The 15,773-nt window shown below is 66.7% G+C and carries 16 protein-coding genes; 6 read left to right on the forward strand and 10 right to left on the reverse strand.

Translation table 11 applies throughout. The features are described from left to right. Positions 1 to 38: 38 nt before the first annotated feature. Entirely contained in the window at positions 39 to 614 is a 576-nt protein-coding gene (locus ACIBK2_RS04230; RefSeq protein WP_396963467.1) for a TetR/AcrR family transcriptional regulator C-terminal domain-containing protein, read from the reverse strand. Positions 615 to 684: 70 nt separating this feature from the next. Between ACIBK2_RS04230 and ACIBK2_RS04235 the strand changes: the two genes are divergently transcribed. After that, positions 685 to 1,953, forward strand: coding sequence for an FAD-dependent oxidoreductase (locus ACIBK2_RS04235; protein WP_396963469.1), 1,269 nt, complete (start codon positions 685 to 687; stop codon positions 1,951 to 1,953). Here ACIBK2_RS04235 and ACIBK2_RS04240 read toward each other — a convergent pair. Next, entirely contained in the window at positions 1,939 to 2,565 is a 627-nt protein-coding gene (locus ACIBK2_RS04240) for a TetR/AcrR family transcriptional regulator (protein ID WP_396963471.1), read from the reverse strand. The genes ACIBK2_RS04235 and ACIBK2_RS04240 overlap by 15 nt on opposite strands. 81 nt (positions 2,566 to 2,646) lie before the next feature. Between ACIBK2_RS04240 and ACIBK2_RS04245 the strand changes: the two genes are divergently transcribed. Then, complete coding sequence (locus tag ACIBK2_RS04245) at positions 2,647 to 3,618, forward strand: zinc-binding dehydrogenase (protein ID WP_396963473.1); 972 nt, start codon at positions 2,647 to 2,649, stop codon at positions 3,616 to 3,618. 16 nt (positions 3,619 to 3,634) lie between these two features. On the opposite strand, the gene ACIBK2_RS04250 is transcribed toward ACIBK2_RS04245, so the two are convergent. From ACIBK2_RS04250 to ACIBK2_RS04265, 4 genes are all read right to left on the reverse strand, one after another. Next, positions 3,635 to 4,636, reverse strand: a complete 1,002-nt coding sequence (locus ACIBK2_RS04250) for a hypothetical protein (protein ID WP_396963476.1) — start codon at positions 4,634 to 4,636, stop codon at positions 3,635 to 3,637. A 99-nt stretch (positions 4,637 to 4,735) separates the two neighbouring features. Continuing rightward, positions 4,736 to 5,122 (reverse strand): VOC family protein, encoded by a 387-nt coding sequence (locus ACIBK2_RS04255; RefSeq protein ID WP_396963478.1) that lies wholly within the window; start codon positions 5,120 to 5,122, stop codon positions 4,736 to 4,738. Positions 5,123 to 5,204: 82 nt separating this feature from the next. Continuing rightward, positions 5,205 to 5,732 (reverse strand): GtrA family protein, encoded by a 528-nt coding sequence (locus tag ACIBK2_RS04260; protein WP_396963480.1) that lies wholly within the window; start codon positions 5,730 to 5,732, stop codon positions 5,205 to 5,207. Positions 5,733 to 5,913: 181 nt separating this feature from the next. Next, positions 5,914 to 6,594 (reverse strand): nitroreductase, encoded by a 681-nt coding sequence (locus ACIBK2_RS04265; RefSeq protein ID WP_396963483.1) that lies wholly within the window; start codon positions 6,592 to 6,594, stop codon positions 5,914 to 5,916. A 101-nt stretch (positions 6,595 to 6,695) separates the two neighbouring features. Between ACIBK2_RS04265 and ACIBK2_RS04270 the strand changes: the two genes are divergently transcribed. Then, positions 6,696 to 7,280 carry a TetR/AcrR family transcriptional regulator gene (locus ACIBK2_RS04270; RefSeq protein ID WP_396963485.1) on the forward strand — a complete coding sequence of 195 codons (585 nt, stop codon included), beginning with the start codon at positions 6,696 to 6,698 and terminating at the stop codon, positions 7,278 to 7,280. Between the two features lie 3 nt (positions 7,281 to 7,283). On the opposite strand, the gene ACIBK2_RS04275 is transcribed toward ACIBK2_RS04270, so the two are convergent. Both ACIBK2_RS04275 and ACIBK2_RS04280 read right to left on the reverse strand, forming a co-directional pair. Then, positions 7,284 to 7,658 (reverse strand): hypothetical protein, encoded by a 375-nt coding sequence (locus ACIBK2_RS04275; RefSeq protein ID WP_396963487.1) that lies wholly within the window; start codon positions 7,656 to 7,658, stop codon positions 7,284 to 7,286. 250 nt (positions 7,659 to 7,908) lie between these two features. Then, positions 7,909 to 8,577, reverse strand: a complete 669-nt coding sequence (locus ACIBK2_RS04280) for a helix-turn-helix transcriptional regulator (protein ID WP_396964042.1) — start codon at positions 8,575 to 8,577, stop codon at positions 7,909 to 7,911. Positions 8,578 to 8,990: 413 nt separating this feature from the next. Between ACIBK2_RS04280 and ACIBK2_RS04285 the strand changes: the two genes are divergently transcribed. The 3 genes from ACIBK2_RS04285 (at position 8,991) to ACIBK2_RS04295 (ending at position 12,760) form a co-directional block, all read left to right on the forward strand. Continuing rightward, positions 8,991 to 10,574 carry a sugar ABC transporter ATP-binding protein gene (locus tag ACIBK2_RS04285; RefSeq protein WP_396963489.1) on the forward strand — a complete coding sequence of 528 codons (1,584 nt, stop codon included), beginning with the start codon at positions 8,991 to 8,993 and terminating at the stop codon, positions 10,572 to 10,574. Further along, positions 10,571 to 11,701 carry an ABC transporter permease gene (locus tag ACIBK2_RS04290; RefSeq protein ID WP_396963491.1) on the forward strand — a complete coding sequence of 377 codons (1,131 nt, stop codon included), beginning with the start codon at positions 10,571 to 10,573 and terminating at the stop codon, positions 11,699 to 11,701. The genes ACIBK2_RS04285 and ACIBK2_RS04290 overlap by 4 nt, the downstream gene beginning before the upstream one ends. Positions 11,702 to 11,779: 78 nt before the next feature. After that, positions 11,780 to 12,760, forward strand: coding sequence for a substrate-binding domain-containing protein (locus ACIBK2_RS04295; protein ID WP_396963493.1), 981 nt, complete (start codon positions 11,780 to 11,782; stop codon positions 12,758 to 12,760). A 53-nt stretch (positions 12,761 to 12,813) separates the two neighbouring features. Here ACIBK2_RS04295 and hrpB read toward each other — a convergent pair whose 3' ends face one another. Further along, positions 12,814 to 15,246: an ATP-dependent helicase HrpB gene (hrpB, locus tag ACIBK2_RS04300; RefSeq protein ID WP_396963495.1), complete on the reverse strand. Its 2,433-nt coding sequence runs from the start codon at positions 15,244 to 15,246 to the stop codon at positions 12,814 to 12,816. Next, positions 15,243 to 15,740 carry an SMI1/KNR4 family protein gene (locus tag ACIBK2_RS04305; protein WP_396963497.1) on the reverse strand — a complete coding sequence of 166 codons (498 nt, stop codon included), beginning with the start codon at positions 15,738 to 15,740 and terminating at the stop codon, positions 15,243 to 15,245. The genes hrpB and ACIBK2_RS04305 overlap by 4 nt, the downstream gene beginning before the upstream one ends. Between the last annotated feature and the right edge of the window lie 33 nt (positions 15,741 to 15,773).

A 15,773-nucleotide genomic window follows, 5' to 3' on the forward strand; every position in this document is an offset into this window, starting at 1 on the left:
ACGCGAGTTCGGCTGCGGCACACCGAAACTCACGCCACCTACGCCCGCTCGACCTGCCGCGCCAAGCCGTCCGCGATGAGCGTCAGCCCCGCCTCGAACGCCGCCTCGGGATCAATCTGCGGCAGCTCCGCCAGATCGTCTGCGCTGCGACCGATTTCGGCGTCCGCCTGCTCCTCCAGCACCGCACCAACCGTGTAGCGCCCCGCAGCCAACATCGCCATCTGCGCATCCCGCTCCGGCACACCCGACGCGATCAGAAACGCCATCTTCTGCGCGAGTCGATCGAGATCCGTTGCCCCAGGCCGACTTCCGGCATGCAGCCGAGCCCCGTCACGACGCATCAGTAGCGTCCGCCGGAAGCTGCGCATGTTCTCGAGGAACCACGCACGCCAGTCGTCCGCGGACGTCGGCAGCGGCTCCGCCGTGTGGGGCGCCATCGCGGCCTCGGCCATCGCGCCGAGCAGGTCCTCCTTCTTGCGGAAGTGGTAGTAGAGCGACGGCTGCTCGACGTTCAGTCGCTTGGCCAGCTGCCGCGTACTGACGGCGTCCAGCCCGACCTCGTCCAGCAGATCGAGCGCCTCGGCGATGACATTTTCCCGGTTCAGCTTGGCCACATTGACAATCTATCAGCGATAGGCAACCATGTAAAAAGTCAACCTATCACCGATAGAAAAGGTGGCTGACATGGCACTCGAATCAACAGCTCCGCCCCTGAAAGTCCTCATCTGCGGCGGCGGGATCGCCGGGCAGGCACTGGCCTTCTGGCTCGCCCGCGGCGGTCACCAGGTCACCGTCGTCGAACGCTTCCCCGCACTCCGCGCCACCGGCGCGCAGGTCGACCTCCGCGGCCAGGGCATCGACGCCATCGAGCGGATGGGCCTGCTCGAGGTCGTCCGCAGCAAGCGCGTGGACGAAGCGGGCGTCTCGTTCGTGGACGCGCGAGGCAAGGCACGCGGAACGATCATGGCCAACACCTCCGGCCAGGGTCGACAGACGCTGACGTCGGAGTACGAGATCATGCGCGGCGACCTGGTGCGCGTCCTGCACGACGCGACGAGCGACGACGTGAACTATGTCTTCGGCGTGAGCGTCGACCGCTTCCAGCAGCACGACGATCGCGTCGTCGCCCACTTCTCCGACGGCACGTCCGGCGAATTCGACCTGCTGGTCGGGGCGGACGGGCAAGGATCACGCATCCGTCGAGCCATCCTGCCGTACGGTTCCGCCGATCCGTACTGGCCGGTGGGCATCCACATGGCCTACTGGTTCATCCCGCGCATCGCCTCGGACGGCAATATCCGCGACACCTACCATGCCCCACGCGGCCGAATGATCATGCGCCGCAGCCACAATCCGGCCGAGACCCAGGTCTATTTCGTCCTACGGGAAACCTCCGCCGAAGCCTCGGCCATCCACCGCGAGCCGGTCGAACGCCAGAAGCAGTTCTGGACCGAGAAGTTCCGCGACGCGGGCTGGCAGACCGAGCGATTCCTCGAAGGCATGGAAACGACCGAGAGCTTCTACTCCCAGGAGGTTCTGCAGGTGCGCACGGACACCTGGTCCAAGGGTCGCGTCGCCCTGGTCGGCGATGCCGCGCACTGCGCATCCCCCTACAGCGGCATGGGCGTCTCCGGCGCGCTGATCGGCGCCTACGTCCTGGCGGGCGAGATCAACCGGCATCCGCATGACCTGCCCGGCGCTTTGGCGAACTACGACACCGTGCTGCGACCGTTCGTCGACGAGATCCAGGCCACCGTGAAACCAGGCCTGCTGCGACTCGGCATGCCGACATATCAGCTCGGCATCGACGCCTTCCACGCCCTCACGACCGTGGCCTGCTCGCTGCACATCCCCGAGCTCGTCGCGAGGTTCGCGAAAGAGGACCGAGGTGGCGCCTGGCCACTTCCCGAATACCCGGAACTCGCGGAAGCGACGAGATCACTTGGGCCATAACGGCGTCAAGCGTGGCACCGGCGGCAGCGGCGTGGACACCGGCGAGACTTCGAAGGCCTGGATCAGCAGAGCGACGAAGCGTCGGGAGGCGGCGACTCGTGCCGCCGGCGTGCTCGCTTGAATGCCGTTGTTGGCCATGATCATCAGGATCAGGTCATCCAGCACGATCTCGGGGCGCAAGCGGCCGGTGTCCTTGGCTCGGCGGATCAGCTCGGCGGCGCCGGTCAGCGAGGACGTGCGGATCGCGGCGAAGTCCATCGCGTGCGGGAAGGCGGACATGAAGACCGCGGTGAAGCCGTGATCGCGGGCCTGCAGCTCACAGAGATTCTCGAGCGCGCGGCAGAAGCCGTGCCAGGGATCCGGGTCGGCGAGCCCATCATCGACGATGGTTCGGCAGGCGAGCATCTGGTCGGTGAACGCCTCGGCGACCAGCAGCTCCTTGGTCGGGAAGTGACGGTAGAGGGTGGCAGGCCCGACGCCGGCGCGGCGGGCGATCTCCCGGATCGGCACGTCGAGGCCGTCGGTGACGAACACCGCGCGGGCCTCCTCGAGGATGCGTTCGCGGTTGTCGCGAGCATCCGAACGCAAGGTGTGAGGCAAACGAGTGGTCACCACTCTCACTTTAGCTAAACGGACGGGGGTGTCCGTTACGGTCCGCTGGTCAGCTTCGCTCGAAAGAACACGGAGACACCAGTGAAAGCAGTGATGGCCCAAGCATTCGGCGGTCCGGAGACCCTCACGGTCGTCGACCTCCCCGACCCGAAACCAGCCGTCGGCGAGGTGCTGATCACGACCGAGGCGATCGGCGTCGGCGGCCTCGACGCCCTGATCCGAAGTGGCGCGCTGGCCGCCTACGGCGCCGCGCCCGGTCGCATCCCCGGCCAAGAGGTCGCGGGCACCGTGTCCGAAGTAGGCGACGGTGTCGACCCGACGTGGATCGGTCAGCGCGTCTGGGGTTTCACCGGCATATACGGCGGCTACGCCGAACACGCCATCGCCGCGGCCGAGACCCTCGTCCCCATCCCGGCGCCCCTGTCATCCGTTGCTGCAGTGACACTCGGCAGCTCCGCCATGGTCGCCCACTTCGCTTTGCGCCATGCCCATTTCGCTCGCGGCGAGTCGGTACTGGTGCGCGGCGCGGCCGGCGGCATCGGCGTCATGGCAGTCCAACTCGCGGCCCGCGGTGGCGCCCGCGCGGTCGCGGTAACCACCTCGTCGACCGAGCGCGGCGATCGCCTGCGCCAGCTCGGCGCAACACACGTGCTCGACCGCGCCGGGCAGGGCGAACCCGACGCTCCCGCAAGCTACGACGTCATCATCGATATTGTCGCGGGCCCAGACCTACCGTCGTTCTTCACCAAGCTCGCACCGAACGGTCGCATAGTGGCAGTCGGCGCGATGGCAGGCATGCCACCGACAGACTTCGGCACACCGATGATCACGGGCTTCCAGAAATCAATGTCCTTCGCCACCTTCAGCGCCGACACCATCTCCCCACCCGCCCGCCGCACCGCAACCGCCGACCTGTTCGCCGCCGCCACCCGCAACGAACTGAAAGCAGTTGTCCACGAGGTACTTTCCCTGGACCAGGCCGTACTGGCCCACCAAAGAATGGAAACAGGCGAGGTCTTCGGCAGAATCGCCCTCACCCCAACGCCGAGCTAGCCGACACGCAGTTCGGCTATTGCATCATCTGGATGTGGGGGTGGTCGGGTGATGTCGGGCAGACTCGGATGATCTGGCAGTTGTTGTCGGCGATGCGGATTTGGGTTGGGGTGCGGTTGTTGTGCGGCGCATCTGAGATGTTGGGCTGGTTGTCGGCGGGGATCCAGTGTGGGTGGTCAGGGTGCCATTCGGTGCTGTCGATCGTCAGTAGCGGCTTGGTGGGGGTGCCACAGGTGGAGCAGGGGTTCGGGAAAGGATCGTTCAGGCCCCAGTTGATCCAGCCGCCGACCTTCCAGCCCGGCGCGATAGCCAAGGAGTCGTAGGGCTGGTCGAGGTAGGCGAGACCGCGGTCCTCGATGCCGGGGAAATGGGCCATGTTCCACTGGTTCAGTCGTTGCCGCAGCTCTGCCTCGAGCTCCAGAAATTCCGGATATTCGATGATCTGTTCCGGGTCGAGCGCGCACGGTTCGGGGACGTAGTTCACGCTGGCGACCGCCGCCGGTTTCGGCGGGTCGAGCAGGAGGTCGGTGACGGCTGCGGCGGAGCGCCAGAACAGTGCGGTTTTCGGCATTATGTCGTCGTGTTCGAAGGGGCACCACAGCACTTGCAGCAGGTCCGCACCCTCGGGTGCGGGCAGGCCGGGTACGTCGCGGGCGTATAGCTGGGCGACCGGGAGCATCGCGATCGGCTCTTCGGGCTCGTCGAGTTCCTCGATCCCGGCGAGGAGCTCCCGTTCCTCCGTCGTGTACGCCCTGTCCTTGCTGGCCACGTCTATTCGTCGCTGCAGCTGGGCATCCACCAACGACACTGCCGGGAACAGCAACGGGCCGTGGTCGTCGCCGTCACAGTGCGGCCACGGCTCGTTCGCCGGCCACAACAATGGCCCGCCGATCGAACTATCGTGCGGCGACGGGGTTCCCGGCCGCGGGTGCAGTCGAGTCGCGGTGCGGGCCAAGGGGGCCAGTTCGGGAAAGACGGCGACCGGATCAACCGGGCGTGGCGGTGTAGTGCTGGTCATACATCCTCGGAAGCGACGCGGCGATAGTCGAACTCGACGATGGTACAAGTCGGCAAGTGTCGAACACGCAACACAGGTAACCGATTTCGGCCAAGGCGATCAGGGGCGGCGGCTCGCGAGGACGCAGAACTCGTTCCCCTCCGGGTCGAGCAGAACGACCCAGCTCACCTCGCCCTGGCCGATGTCCACGTGCCGAGCCCCCAGGTCGAGCAGGCGGCGGACCTCTTCGTCCTGCTCTCGGTCGGTGGGGTTGACGTCGAGGTGCAGCCGGTTCTTCACGGTCTTGCCCTCGGGCACGCGCGCGAAGGTCAGCGTCGGCGGGACCGGGCCGGGACGGTCCTTGCCTTCCGGCACCAACGGGGAGCCGATGGTGACGAGTCCGTCCTCTTCGTCTTGCACCTCGTAACCGAGGACCGCGCACCAGAACTGGGCGAGGCCGAGGGGATCGGCGCAGTCGATCGCAAGCTCGGTGAACTTGCTGGTCATCAGGACCTCCCGGTAGCGGATCCGTCGACACGTTCAACGGCCCACCCGGCAGCTTAGCCATGCTGTTGCGCGACAGGTTATTTCAGAAGACGAAGCCCCGCAGCGCCACGAAGCGCATACCGCCGACCGCCGCCATGACGACGAGCACGGCACCCGCCTGCGCGATCGCGCCGAGGCCGGGCGCCAAGAACGCGAGCCCGGCCAACGCCGCCGTGCTGATCAGCAAACCGATCAGCGCTAGCCCACCACCTTCCCACTGTGCGGTGAACCAGCCGACCCGTCCGGCCGCCCGAAAGGTCAGCTGCCGGTGCAGTTCGTTCGCGATCACCGTGCTGACGATCGAGCCTGCGATATTGGCGACCAGCGGTCCGGTCCCGTTCAGCATCATGAACAGCAGCACGTAGGAAATGTTGCTGATACCGCCGACCAGCGCGAAGCGGATCAGCTGGGCGACAGCGTGATCACCACGCGGATACCGCATTACCCGAGCGAGCCGGTCGAGCCATTCCGCGCGCAGCACCGAGTACGCACCGAGATCGATGCCGTCGAGGACCGAGGTGTCCTCGTAAGCGTTCCGCATTCCGGAGGTGGCGATTGCTGTGCTGTTCACGTGAATACTGTCGCTATCCCGGCTTACACCGCGCTGTCACCGAACTGACACGCCCTGACACGGCGTGCAATCGGTCGGCCGATGACCTTTTCGATCAACAGCCTGGCCAGCACGTAGTCGGCGTAGCACCGAACAACGATGAATCGGGCAACGTCGCATTAACCGCGGAGTTGATAACCGGTCATGAGTGGAATCGGGTGGTCTCGCCGAGTTCGGCGCGTGGCACGGTGACGGCGTTGGCGGCGGCCGAGTGGTCGGCGTAGCCAAAAGAGATGCCCAGCAGGATCTTTCGGTCCTGAATGCCCAGTTCGGCGCGGATGGTGTCGGCGTAGAAGCTCAGCAATCCTTGCGGGCAGCTCGCTATGCCGTATGCGGTCATGGCCAGCATGAGCGTCTGCGCGTAGATGCCCACGTCGGCGGCCATCCGCACCTCCGCGTTGGGCGCGGTGAACAGCAGCGCGACGTGTGGCGCACCGTAGAAGCGCAAGCTCTTGGCGTTGTAGGCATCCCGTGCGGCGTGGTCGTCGCGCGCGATCCCGACGGCCGAGTACAGCCGCTCGCCCGCGCACTGGCGCCGCCGCTGGTAGGTGCCGCGGTAGAGGTCGTCGCTGTAGGGGAAGTCGAGCGAGGTGTTGTTGCGGGCGTGCGCGGCCACCAGCGCCGCGCCGAGTCGGTCGCGGGCCGCGCCGCTGACCACCTCGACGTGCCACGGCTGGGTGTTGGAGTTGGAAGGGGCCGCGCCGGCCAGGGAGAAGACGGCTCGCAGCGTGTCCTCGGGCACCGGGTCGGAACGAAACGCACGGGTGGCACGTCGTCCTCGGATCAGGTGTTCGGCGTATTCGGGCTGGTAGTCGGTGTTCATCGCCTCACGTCCATGCAGTCTTAAGTAAACGGTCTTGTTTACCTAGCGATGGACGATAGCCGAGAAACAGGCTGAGGTAAACGGTGTCGTATACTTAAGACGTGGTCGAGGAACAAGAAACTGCCCGTCGTCGCGGGCGCGGGGCACGAGAGCGCATCCTGGCTGCCGCCACCGCGTTGTTCGAGGCGCAGGGGATCACCGCCACCGGCATGGAGCAGGTGGCCGCGCGGGCCCCGGTCTCCAAACGCACGCTCTACCTGCACTTTCCGACCAAGGATCAGCTGGTGGTCGCGTACCTGCGCCACCTCGTCGAGGCCGGGCACACGATGGAGAGCGTGCTGGATCGGCAGGATCTACCGCCCAGACAGCGACTGCTGGAGTTGTTCACCGTGCCGGACCCCGGCGCTGGGCCCATCCGGGGCTGCCCGTTCATCGACGCCGCCGCCGAGTTCCCCGATCCCGACAGCGCGGTGCACGCCTATACGCGGCAGCAGAAACAGCGCTTCACCGAACGCGTCATCGACCAGGTGCGGCAACTCGGCGCGGCCCACCCCGCCGCACTCGGTGAGCAACTCGCGATTCTCGCCGACGGAGTCGCCAGCCGCTCGATGGTGTTCAACGACCCCGCGTGCGGCAAGCACGCACGCGCCGCCGCGGCGGCATTGCTCGACGCCGCCATCGCGTGAGGGTTATCCCAGCCACTGATTACACACGTGGATCGACAGCGGAGCCTCGACGCCGACGTCCTCTGCGGTGGATCGGCATATCGCACTCAGCGCGACACAGGCGGCGAGCTCGAGACCGCGTTGTTCGGTGATGGTGAGAAACGGAAAATCGTCCTCCGGGTGCGCCAGCGCGGGCCAATCGCGAATGAACGCCGCGTTCATCCGCTCGCCGCCGAACTCGACGGACTCGATGCTGATGTAGCGGTCGAGGAATCGCTGTCCGATCAAGCCGACACTGTGCAGCACATGAATCGCCGCGCGATCGGTGATCGAGCCGGATACCAAAGCGCCACCCTCTAGTAGGTCCCGCAGTTCTTCAGCGGTATATCCGTCAGTCATTTGTCCTCCCCTGCGCGGCCGGTGATCATCCCGCGAGCACCGATCACCGAACCGCGCCTCGACAACCTCATACACATTCGGCGACTTTGTCATCGGAATCCACAAGACAGGCATTGGGACAGCAATCTGACGTCGAAGCCGAAATCCCCCATTCCTGTCCTCCCCTCCGCTCATCCGAGCCGCCTGCGACCGAATCGCGCCGCACACCCATGATCCGGCGCGGGTGGTCGCGATGGCTTGGACAAACCTGCTACGACTCGACGCTGAACGCCATCTCGCTGGTCAACACGGCCGGCGACATGCCGAATGTCTTGTTGCACACGCGCGTGAAGTGCGCACCGTCGAAGAATCCCGCCGCATGCGCGGCCTCGGTGAGGTTGCGCCCGAGCGCGATTTCGTCGATCGCCCGAGTCATCCGCAGCCATCGCACGTAGGGCCGGAACGCGAGCCCCATCTCCTCCGAGAACAGATGAGAAAGCCTGCTCTCGGACAGCCCGACCGCATCGGCCAACTCCCGCAACCGAACCGGTCCGGCCGCGATGCGCTCCGGTAACAGGCACAAGGCCGAGGAAAGCGCGGGATGTCGCATCGGCTTGACGGTCGAGCGTACATACGGCAATCCGTCCGCCCACCACCCGCCTTCGCTGAGGCCGGCCAGCAGCGCGTCGCCCGCCTCGACCCACGCCGCGGCGCATTTCGGCTGCAGCACCGTCCGGCTCACCTCGACGCCGTCCTCGGATTCAGCGGCGAGATGGACCATTTCACCTTCTTCCACGCCTTGCAGCAACGCATGGCCGATATCCGGCGGAATCACCATCGCTCGACACACGACCTCCGCTCCCTCGGTATCCGACACGACGAACTCGCCGCGCCGGGCAACCATCACCTGAACCGAATGATGGGCATGCATCGCCGCCACCGACAATCCGCCGCGATAGGACAGCACACCCGGCCGGATAGTCATCTCACCAAAACAAGACAAGACGCAATCCCCCTTCGATGAATTCCTCACTGCCACAATCACGTTAGCGTTGTCAGAATACCTCTTTCAGCACTCCCCCAGTGGTGCTCTCGCCGAGGCATGACACGTCGATGACAGTCCGGTTACCGTCGACCCGGGCGAGCCGACCGGAGGTAACCGTCGCCCGCCCGCCCCCGGATTTTGCTGGCACTCAATAACCTTGACGGCTGACGAGTCGAAATTTACGGTAGCAGAGTTCGATTTCTGAGACCGATGTCACACTGAGTGGAGCAGTCACCGTTCGCGGCGGCACCCACCGGTCGACGAAGGGGAGGGGGTCAGGTGGCACGCATCGGACTACACGCAATCCCATGACCAGCACCGACGCTCGCCCGCCGCTGCTCGCGATGACCGGCATCGTCAAGGAATTCCCCGGCGTGAAGGCGCTGCGCGGTGTGCGACTGACGCTGCGCGGTGGCGAAGTGGTCGCGCTGCTCGGCGAGAACGGCGCGGGCAAATCGACCTTGATGAACGTCCTCGCGGGCGTCTTCGCCCCCGACGCGGGCAGCATCGAAATCGACGGCACCCCGGTGCATTTGCGCTCCCCCAAGGACGCCACCCGGCACGGCATCGCGATGATCCACCAGGAATTGAACCTGGTGCCGGAGCTGTCGATCGCCGACAACATCTTCCTCGGCCAGGAACGACGCACCCGCCGCGGCACCTTGGACCGCACCAAAATGGACGCGCAGACCCGCCGCCTGCTGGCCAGGGTCGGCCTGGAGTTGACGCCGCGCAGGCTGGTTCGGCAATGCCGCCTCGCCGAACAACAACTCATCGAGGTCGCCAAGGCGCTCAACCACGACCTGAAGGTCCTGGTGATGGACGAGCCGACGTCCGCGCTCACCGAGTCGGAGGTGGCGCGGTTGTTCACCGTCATCCGGAATCTGACCGGACACGGCGTCGGCGTCGTCTACATCTCGCACCGGCTCGAGGAGCTGGAGGAGATCGCCGACACGGTCACGGTATTGCGCGACGGCGCGTATGTCGGGCAGCGATCGATGCGGAACACGCACCGCGCCGAACTCATTCAGCTGATGGTCGGCCGCCCGCTCGGTGAGCTGTTCCCGCGCCGCGCCGAACAACACCAGGGCGGACAGGTCTGCCTGACCGTGCGAAATCTGACGACCACGCCGACCGCCGGTAGCGACGCAGTGCCGTTGCACGACTTGTCGTTCGAGGTGGCCGAGGGCGAAATCGTCGGTCTGGCAGGCCTGATGGGGGCGGGCCGCAGCGAAGTACTCGAAGCCATCTACGGCGCGGGCACCGGCGTCAGCGCGACGATCGACCTCGCGGGCCATCGCTATCGGCCGCGCAGTCCGCGCCGCGCCATCGCGCACGGCATCGCCCTCGTCGCCGAGGACCGCAAGGCACAGAGCCTGATGCTCGCCAACAGCGTGCGCTTCAATGCCTCGCTGGCCGCGCTGAACCGCTATCTGCGCCCGTGGGGCACGGTCGACGGCAAACGGGAGCGTGCCGCGGTCGCGGCGAAAGTGACTGAGCTGAAGGTGAAGACGCCATCACTCGCCACTACCGTCGCCACCCTGTCCGGCGGCAACCAGCAGAAGGTCGTGCTGGCCAAATGCCTGCTCACCCAGCCGTCGGTGCTGCTCATGGACGAGCCGACCCGCGGCATCGATGTCGGCGCGAAGGCCGAGGTGCACGCCCTGATGGACCAGCTCGCGCGGCAGGGCACGGCGATCCTCGCGGTGTCCTCCGAACTGCTCGAACTGATCGGCATGTGCGACCGCATCCTGGTGCTCTGCGAAGGACGCCTCACCGGGGAGTTCCACCGGGATCCCGCTCGTGGCGCGCCGTTCGATCAGGAAGCGATTCTCGCGGCGGCGATGGCCAGGGCGCCCGCCATCCGCACCCGGCGAGAGGACCAGGGATGACCGACCCGCTGCCCACCGATGACCAAGGTTCCCTCACGACGCGCGGGTGGTTACGGTTTACTCGGCTGACGCCGTATCTCGGTGCGGCCCAGGGATATATCGGCCTGCTGCTGGTGATCGTCATCGGGATCAGCACCAAAGGGCAGTACTTCTGGAACCAGACCAACATCACCAACGCCATCACGGCGTTCTCCTCGCGCGGCATTCTCGCGGTCGGGGTCACCCTGGTGATCATCACGGCGGGCATCGATCTGTCCGTGGGATCGATCCTCGGCATCGGCTCGATGACCGCGGCGATGCTGCTGGTCGACCACAATCTCGACCCGTGGTTGATCATTCCGGCCTGCGCGGCGGTCGGTGCGTTCTTCGGGCTGTGTAATGGGTTGGGTACCACCGTGTTACGGATCCAGTCCTTTGTCATGACGTTGGCGATGCTGTCGATAGTTCGCGGGATCGATCGGCAGATTTCCGGCAATGTCGCGGTCGGCACCGCCGTGTACGACGAGAACGGGCACCTGACTCCCACCTCGTCCGAGTTCGCGTTGCTCGGTACACCCGGTCACACGCTGTTCAAAGGAACCTGGCTGCCGCTGTTCGGCACGTCCGGGATCCCTTACCCGGTGCTGGCATTGGTCGGCGTCTGCATCGTCGCTCAGCTCGTCCTGTCCAAGACCACGTTCGGCCGTCACATCTACGCGGTCGGCGGAAACCCCACTGCCGCACGCCTTTCCGGGGTCAATGTGACGCTGGTCGTGATCGCGGTGTTCACCCTGTCCGGCCTGCTCGCCGGATTCGCCGGGCCGATCGACGCCGCCTACCGCGCGTCGGGCGATCCGCTGGCCGGTGCCGGATACGAGCTGGACGCCATCGCCGCCGCGGTCATCGGCGGTGCCAGCCTGGCGGGCGGAAAGGGCACCATCACCGGCACTTTCGTCGGGGCGCTCATCCTCACCCTGCTCGACAACGTGCTCGGCCTGAACGCGGTCAGCGACAACCTGCAGCTGATCATCAAGGGCCTGATCGTCGTGGTCGCCGTGGTGCTGCAGCGGCCCGGCTTCTTCCGCGGTCTCAGCGGACCGATCGCGCGGTGGCTACCCCGGCGACCGGAGACCGTCAACCGCGAGTAAGCGAACGGCACCCGATGCCGTTCCGACCGAGGCCAGCGCGCCGGCGTCCTCCCATCCAAATCTGTTCCAGGAGTAAACATGTCATCCACTCATCGCTCGGTTCTGATGGCGATCGCGCTGTGTACGGCGGCCGTCGCAGCCACGGCCTGCGCGTCCAGCCCACCGAGCCCCTCCGACGGCGGCCAGTTCGTCGTCGGCTACTCGCAGTCGAACAACGCCGAGCCCTACCGGGCGCAACTCAACCTCCAGCTGCAGTACTTCGCCAAGCAGCACCCCGACCTCAAACTGCTCCCCATCACCGATGCGCACCAGGACAGCGCGACGCAGGTGAGTCAGGTGCAGACCTTCATCCAGCAGAAGGTCAATGCGCTCATCGTCTCGCCCAACGAGCCCGCCCCGCTCACCGCCGCCGTGCAGCAAGCCTGCGACGCGAAGATCCCGGTGATCATCCTGGACCGCACCGTCAGCACCGACTGCTACAGCGCGTTCATCGGCGGCGACAACTACGTCATCGGCAAGCTGGCCGGCGAGGCGGCCGTGCAGGCGCTGCCCAACGGCGGCAACGTCGTCGAACTCCGCGGCATCCTGTCCGATCAACCACAGATCGACCGCGACAAGGGTTTCCGCGACGCCATCGCGGGCCACAACCTCACCATCATCGAGGAGCAGGAAGCCAAATGGCTCAAGGCGAACGCCACCACGGTCATGCAGCAATGGCTGTCCAAGGGTGACAAGATCGACCTCGTCTACGCGCACAACGACGACATGGCACTCGGCGCCCAACTCGCCATCCAGGGCGCGGGCAAGGCCGGGTCCATCCAGATCATCGGCGTAGACGGCCTCGCCATCCCCACCGGCGGCATCCGCGCCGTCCAAAACGGCCAGCTGCTGACCACATTCGTGTATCCGACCGGTGCTGAACAGGCGGTCGACACCTTGGTAAAGCTGCTGCACAACCAGTCGGTCGAGAAGAAGCAGGTGCTGTCGACGACACGGGTGACTCCGGAGAACGCCGCCCAGATCTACCAGCAGTACGACATGTCCGGCAAGGTGGGCTGAGCACACTATATGGTCTGAATACATTGCGTTAGAGCAACATTCGTGGCGTACCACTAACCGCGGCCTGCGTTGCGGGCGGTGCCTCGGTGGGCGGGGACGGTGGTGGGGTCTTCCGGCCAGGCGTGTTTGGGGTAGCGGCCGCGTAGGTCGGCGCGGACCTGGGGCCAGCCGGTGCGCCAGAAGGAGGTCAGGTCGGCGGTGACGGCGACCGGGCGTTGGGCGGGTGAGAGTAGGTGCAGCAGGATGGGGACGCGGCCGTCGGCCAGGCGTGGGGTGTCGGTCCAGCCGAAGACTTCCTGCACCTTGACCGCGAGGACCGGCGGGTCGGTCGAGTAGTCGAGGCGGGGGCGGCTGCCGGAAGGGACCAGCAAGCGTTCGGGGGCGAGTTCGTCCAGGCGGGCGGCCTCGGGCCAGGGCAGTAGGCGGCGCAGTGCCTGGCCTGCGTCGATGCGTTCGAGGTTGGCGCGGTTGCGGGCGGTGGCCAGTTCGGGGCCGAGCCAGCTGTCGGCAGCGGCGAGCAGTGACTCGTCATCGACTGCGGGCCAAGGGGTTCCGAGCGTGCGGTGCAGGAATTCGAGACGCTGACGGAAGGTGATCGCGTCGGCATCCCAGCGCAGCACGCCGAGACCGGTCGCGCTCAGTCCGCGACGCAGTGCGGCGGCGAGCAATTGGCGATCGGGGTCGCGAATCCGTTTCTCCGACAACACGATCGCTCCCAGTCGTTCGACTCGCCGGGCGACCACATCGCCGTCGATCCAATCGACCTCGTCGACGGTCGTCAGCAGGCTCGACGCGGCTCGGCGGGCCAGCTGTTCGTCCGCGACCGCGGCCAACCGTATCCACCCGTCGGACCGACCCGGATCGCGCGTTGCCACGCCGACCGCCAGCCACGCCGCATCGCCCATGCCGGAGCCTGGCGGCAGCGTCACCGCGGTGCCGCCGACCATGAGATAGCTCGACGATCCTGGACCACGCCGTCGCGCGAGTCGTTCCGGATGAGCAAGCGCGACAACGAAAGCCGGATCATCGACGCCGTCCGACACATCGACCAAGCGGGCCAGTCGCTCGACCTCGCGCCGCCAGCGTGCCGGTCGCTCGCGTCGCAGCGCCCGCAGACCGGCCGTGAGATCGACTCCGGCGATAAGGGTGTCGTCGTCGAGGACAGTCACCACTTCCGCGGCCGCCTGCGCACCGACCACGGCCGCCCCGTCGAGCAATGCCCGTGCCAACCGGGGGTGCAGGCCGATCCGTGCGATGCGCCGCCCACGATCGGTCACCGCGCCGTCCTCGTCGACGGCGCCCAACGCGCGCAACACCTCCCGACCCGCCGCCAGCCCGCCGGGCGGCGGCGCGTCCCACCAGGCCAGACCATGACCGTCGGCCGTGCCCCAGCACGCCAGTTCCAGCGCAAGCCGCGTCAGATCCGCCGTCCGAATCTCCGGCTCCGGATACGCGGGCAGCGTGCCGTTCTCATGTTCCGGCCAGCAGCGCCACACCCGCCCCGGTGCTTCACGCCCGGCTCGCCCCGCCCGCTGCTCCGCCACCGCCGCCGAAACTCGAACTGTCGCAAGCCCGGACAGTCCGCGCCCGCGATCGATGCGCGGCACTCGCGCCAGTCCCGAATCCACCACCGCACGCACCCCGGGCACCGTCAAGCTGGATTCCGCGACCGCCGTGGACAACACCACTCGCCGCCGCGGACCCGGCCGCAACGCCGTGTCCTGCCCGGCGGCGGAAAGCCTGCCGTGCAACGGCACCACATCGACGCCGTCCACGTCGGCCAGAAGTGTTGTCGTCCGCCGAATTTCGGCCGCACCGGGCAGGAAGACCAGCACGTCACCGTCGGTTCCGGCGAGCGCGGCCCTGGTGGCGCGGGCCACCTGTGCCTCGACCCGCTCCCGCGGCAACGACGGAACATACGTCATCTCAACCGGATACGTCCGCCCCTCGACCTGCAGCACCGGCGCCGCACCCAACAGCACCGAAAGCCGCTCAGCCGCAACAGTCGCCGACATAGCGAGCACCCGAAGATCCGGCCGCAACCCGGCCCGCGCATCGAGCAGCAGCGCCAGCAACAGATCCGCGTCGAGATGCCGCTCGTGACACTCGTCGAGCACCACCACATCCACTCCCGCCAACTCGGGATCGCCCTGCAACCGTCGCACCAGCAGGCCCGACGTGACGACCTCGATCCGTGTCCCCTTCCCTACCCGCCGATCCCCACGCACCGAATACCCGACGGTCTCCCCCACCGACTCTCCCAGCAGCGAGGCCATCCGTCCCGCCGCCGCGCGAGCCGCCAACCTGCGCGGCTCAGCCACCAACACCCGCCCCGCAGTCCCCGCCGCCAACGCCAACGGCACCAACGTCGTCTTCCCGGTCCCCGGCGGCGCGACCAGCACCGCTGTCTCGCGCTCCGCCAACGTTTCGACAATACGATCGAGCGCACCGCGAACCGGCAGATCAGGAAGCTCGGGCAGTTTCATTCAAACGCCTCGGCCGAGGTCAGACCCTGCAGGAACGTCTCGAAGTCCGGCGCAAGGACCACCGAGGTCTCCCGATCCGCATCGAACAACGCCACGGACGGCTCACCCTGCGGCCCGCCAACGCGATAGTCCAGCCCGACCCAGTAGTGCCCGTCCCCATCCAGCAGCACAATCGGCGCGGGCAGCCCCCATTCCTCCACCAGATACGGCGTGTCCAACACCGTCGTGCGGCCGTCGGCCCGACCGATCCCCATGACCTCATCCAACGGCACGTACGGATCGAACCCTAGCGTCGGCGCCGAAACCGGCAACGCATTCCACCGCTTCGCGACGGCCCCACCGTTCTGCACCCGCAAGAGCCGCACCAACGACCCGGGCAACGCAACCCCCAACTGCTCCTCAGCCGCCCGAATCGCCTCATCGGTCAACGAACCGAGGACTCCATAGCCGGAGTCATCCCAGAACGACGCCACCACCTCATCGAATGTCACCACAGCGCGAATCATACGAACAACGCGAGCCGCGCC

It is taken from the genome of Nocardia sp. NPDC050175 (assembly GCF_044459885.1).
GTDB lineage: Bacteria > Actinomycetota > Actinomycetes > Mycobacteriales > Mycobacteriaceae > Nocardia.

Coding starts and splice junctions, on each gene's coding strand:
- ACIBK2_RS04250 (WP_396963476.1), bottom strand. CDS start 4,636: ATGACCAGCACTACACCGCCACGCCCGGTTGATCCGGTCGCCGTCTTT.
- ACIBK2_RS04265 (WP_396963483.1), bottom strand. CDS start 6,594: ATGAACACCGACTACCAGCCCGAATACGCCGAACACCTGATCCGAGGA.
- ACIBK2_RS04235 (WP_396963469.1), top strand. CDS start 685: ATGGCACTCGAATCAACAGCTCCGCCCCTGAAAGTCCTCATCTGCGGC.
- ACIBK2_RS04255 (WP_396963478.1), bottom strand. CDS start 5,122: ATGACCAGCAAGTTCACCGAGCTTGCGATCGACTGCGCCGATCCCCTC.
- ACIBK2_RS04290 (WP_396963491.1), top strand. CDS start 10,571: ATGACCGACCCGCTGCCCACCGATGACCAAGGTTCCCTCACGACGCGC.
- ACIBK2_RS04295 (WP_396963493.1), top strand. CDS start 11,780: ATGTCATCCACTCATCGCTCGGTTCTGATGGCGATCGCGCTGTGTACG.
- ACIBK2_RS04275 (WP_396963487.1), bottom strand. CDS start 7,658: ATGACTGACGGATATACCGCTGAAGAACTGCGGGACCTACTAGAGGGT.
- hrpB (WP_396963495.1), bottom strand. CDS start 15,246: ATGAAACTGCCCGAGCTTCCTGATCTGCCGGTTCGCGGTGCGCTCGAT.
- ACIBK2_RS04285 (WP_396963489.1), top strand. CDS start 8,991: ATGACCAGCACCGACGCTCGCCCGCCGCTGCTCGCGATGACCGGCATC.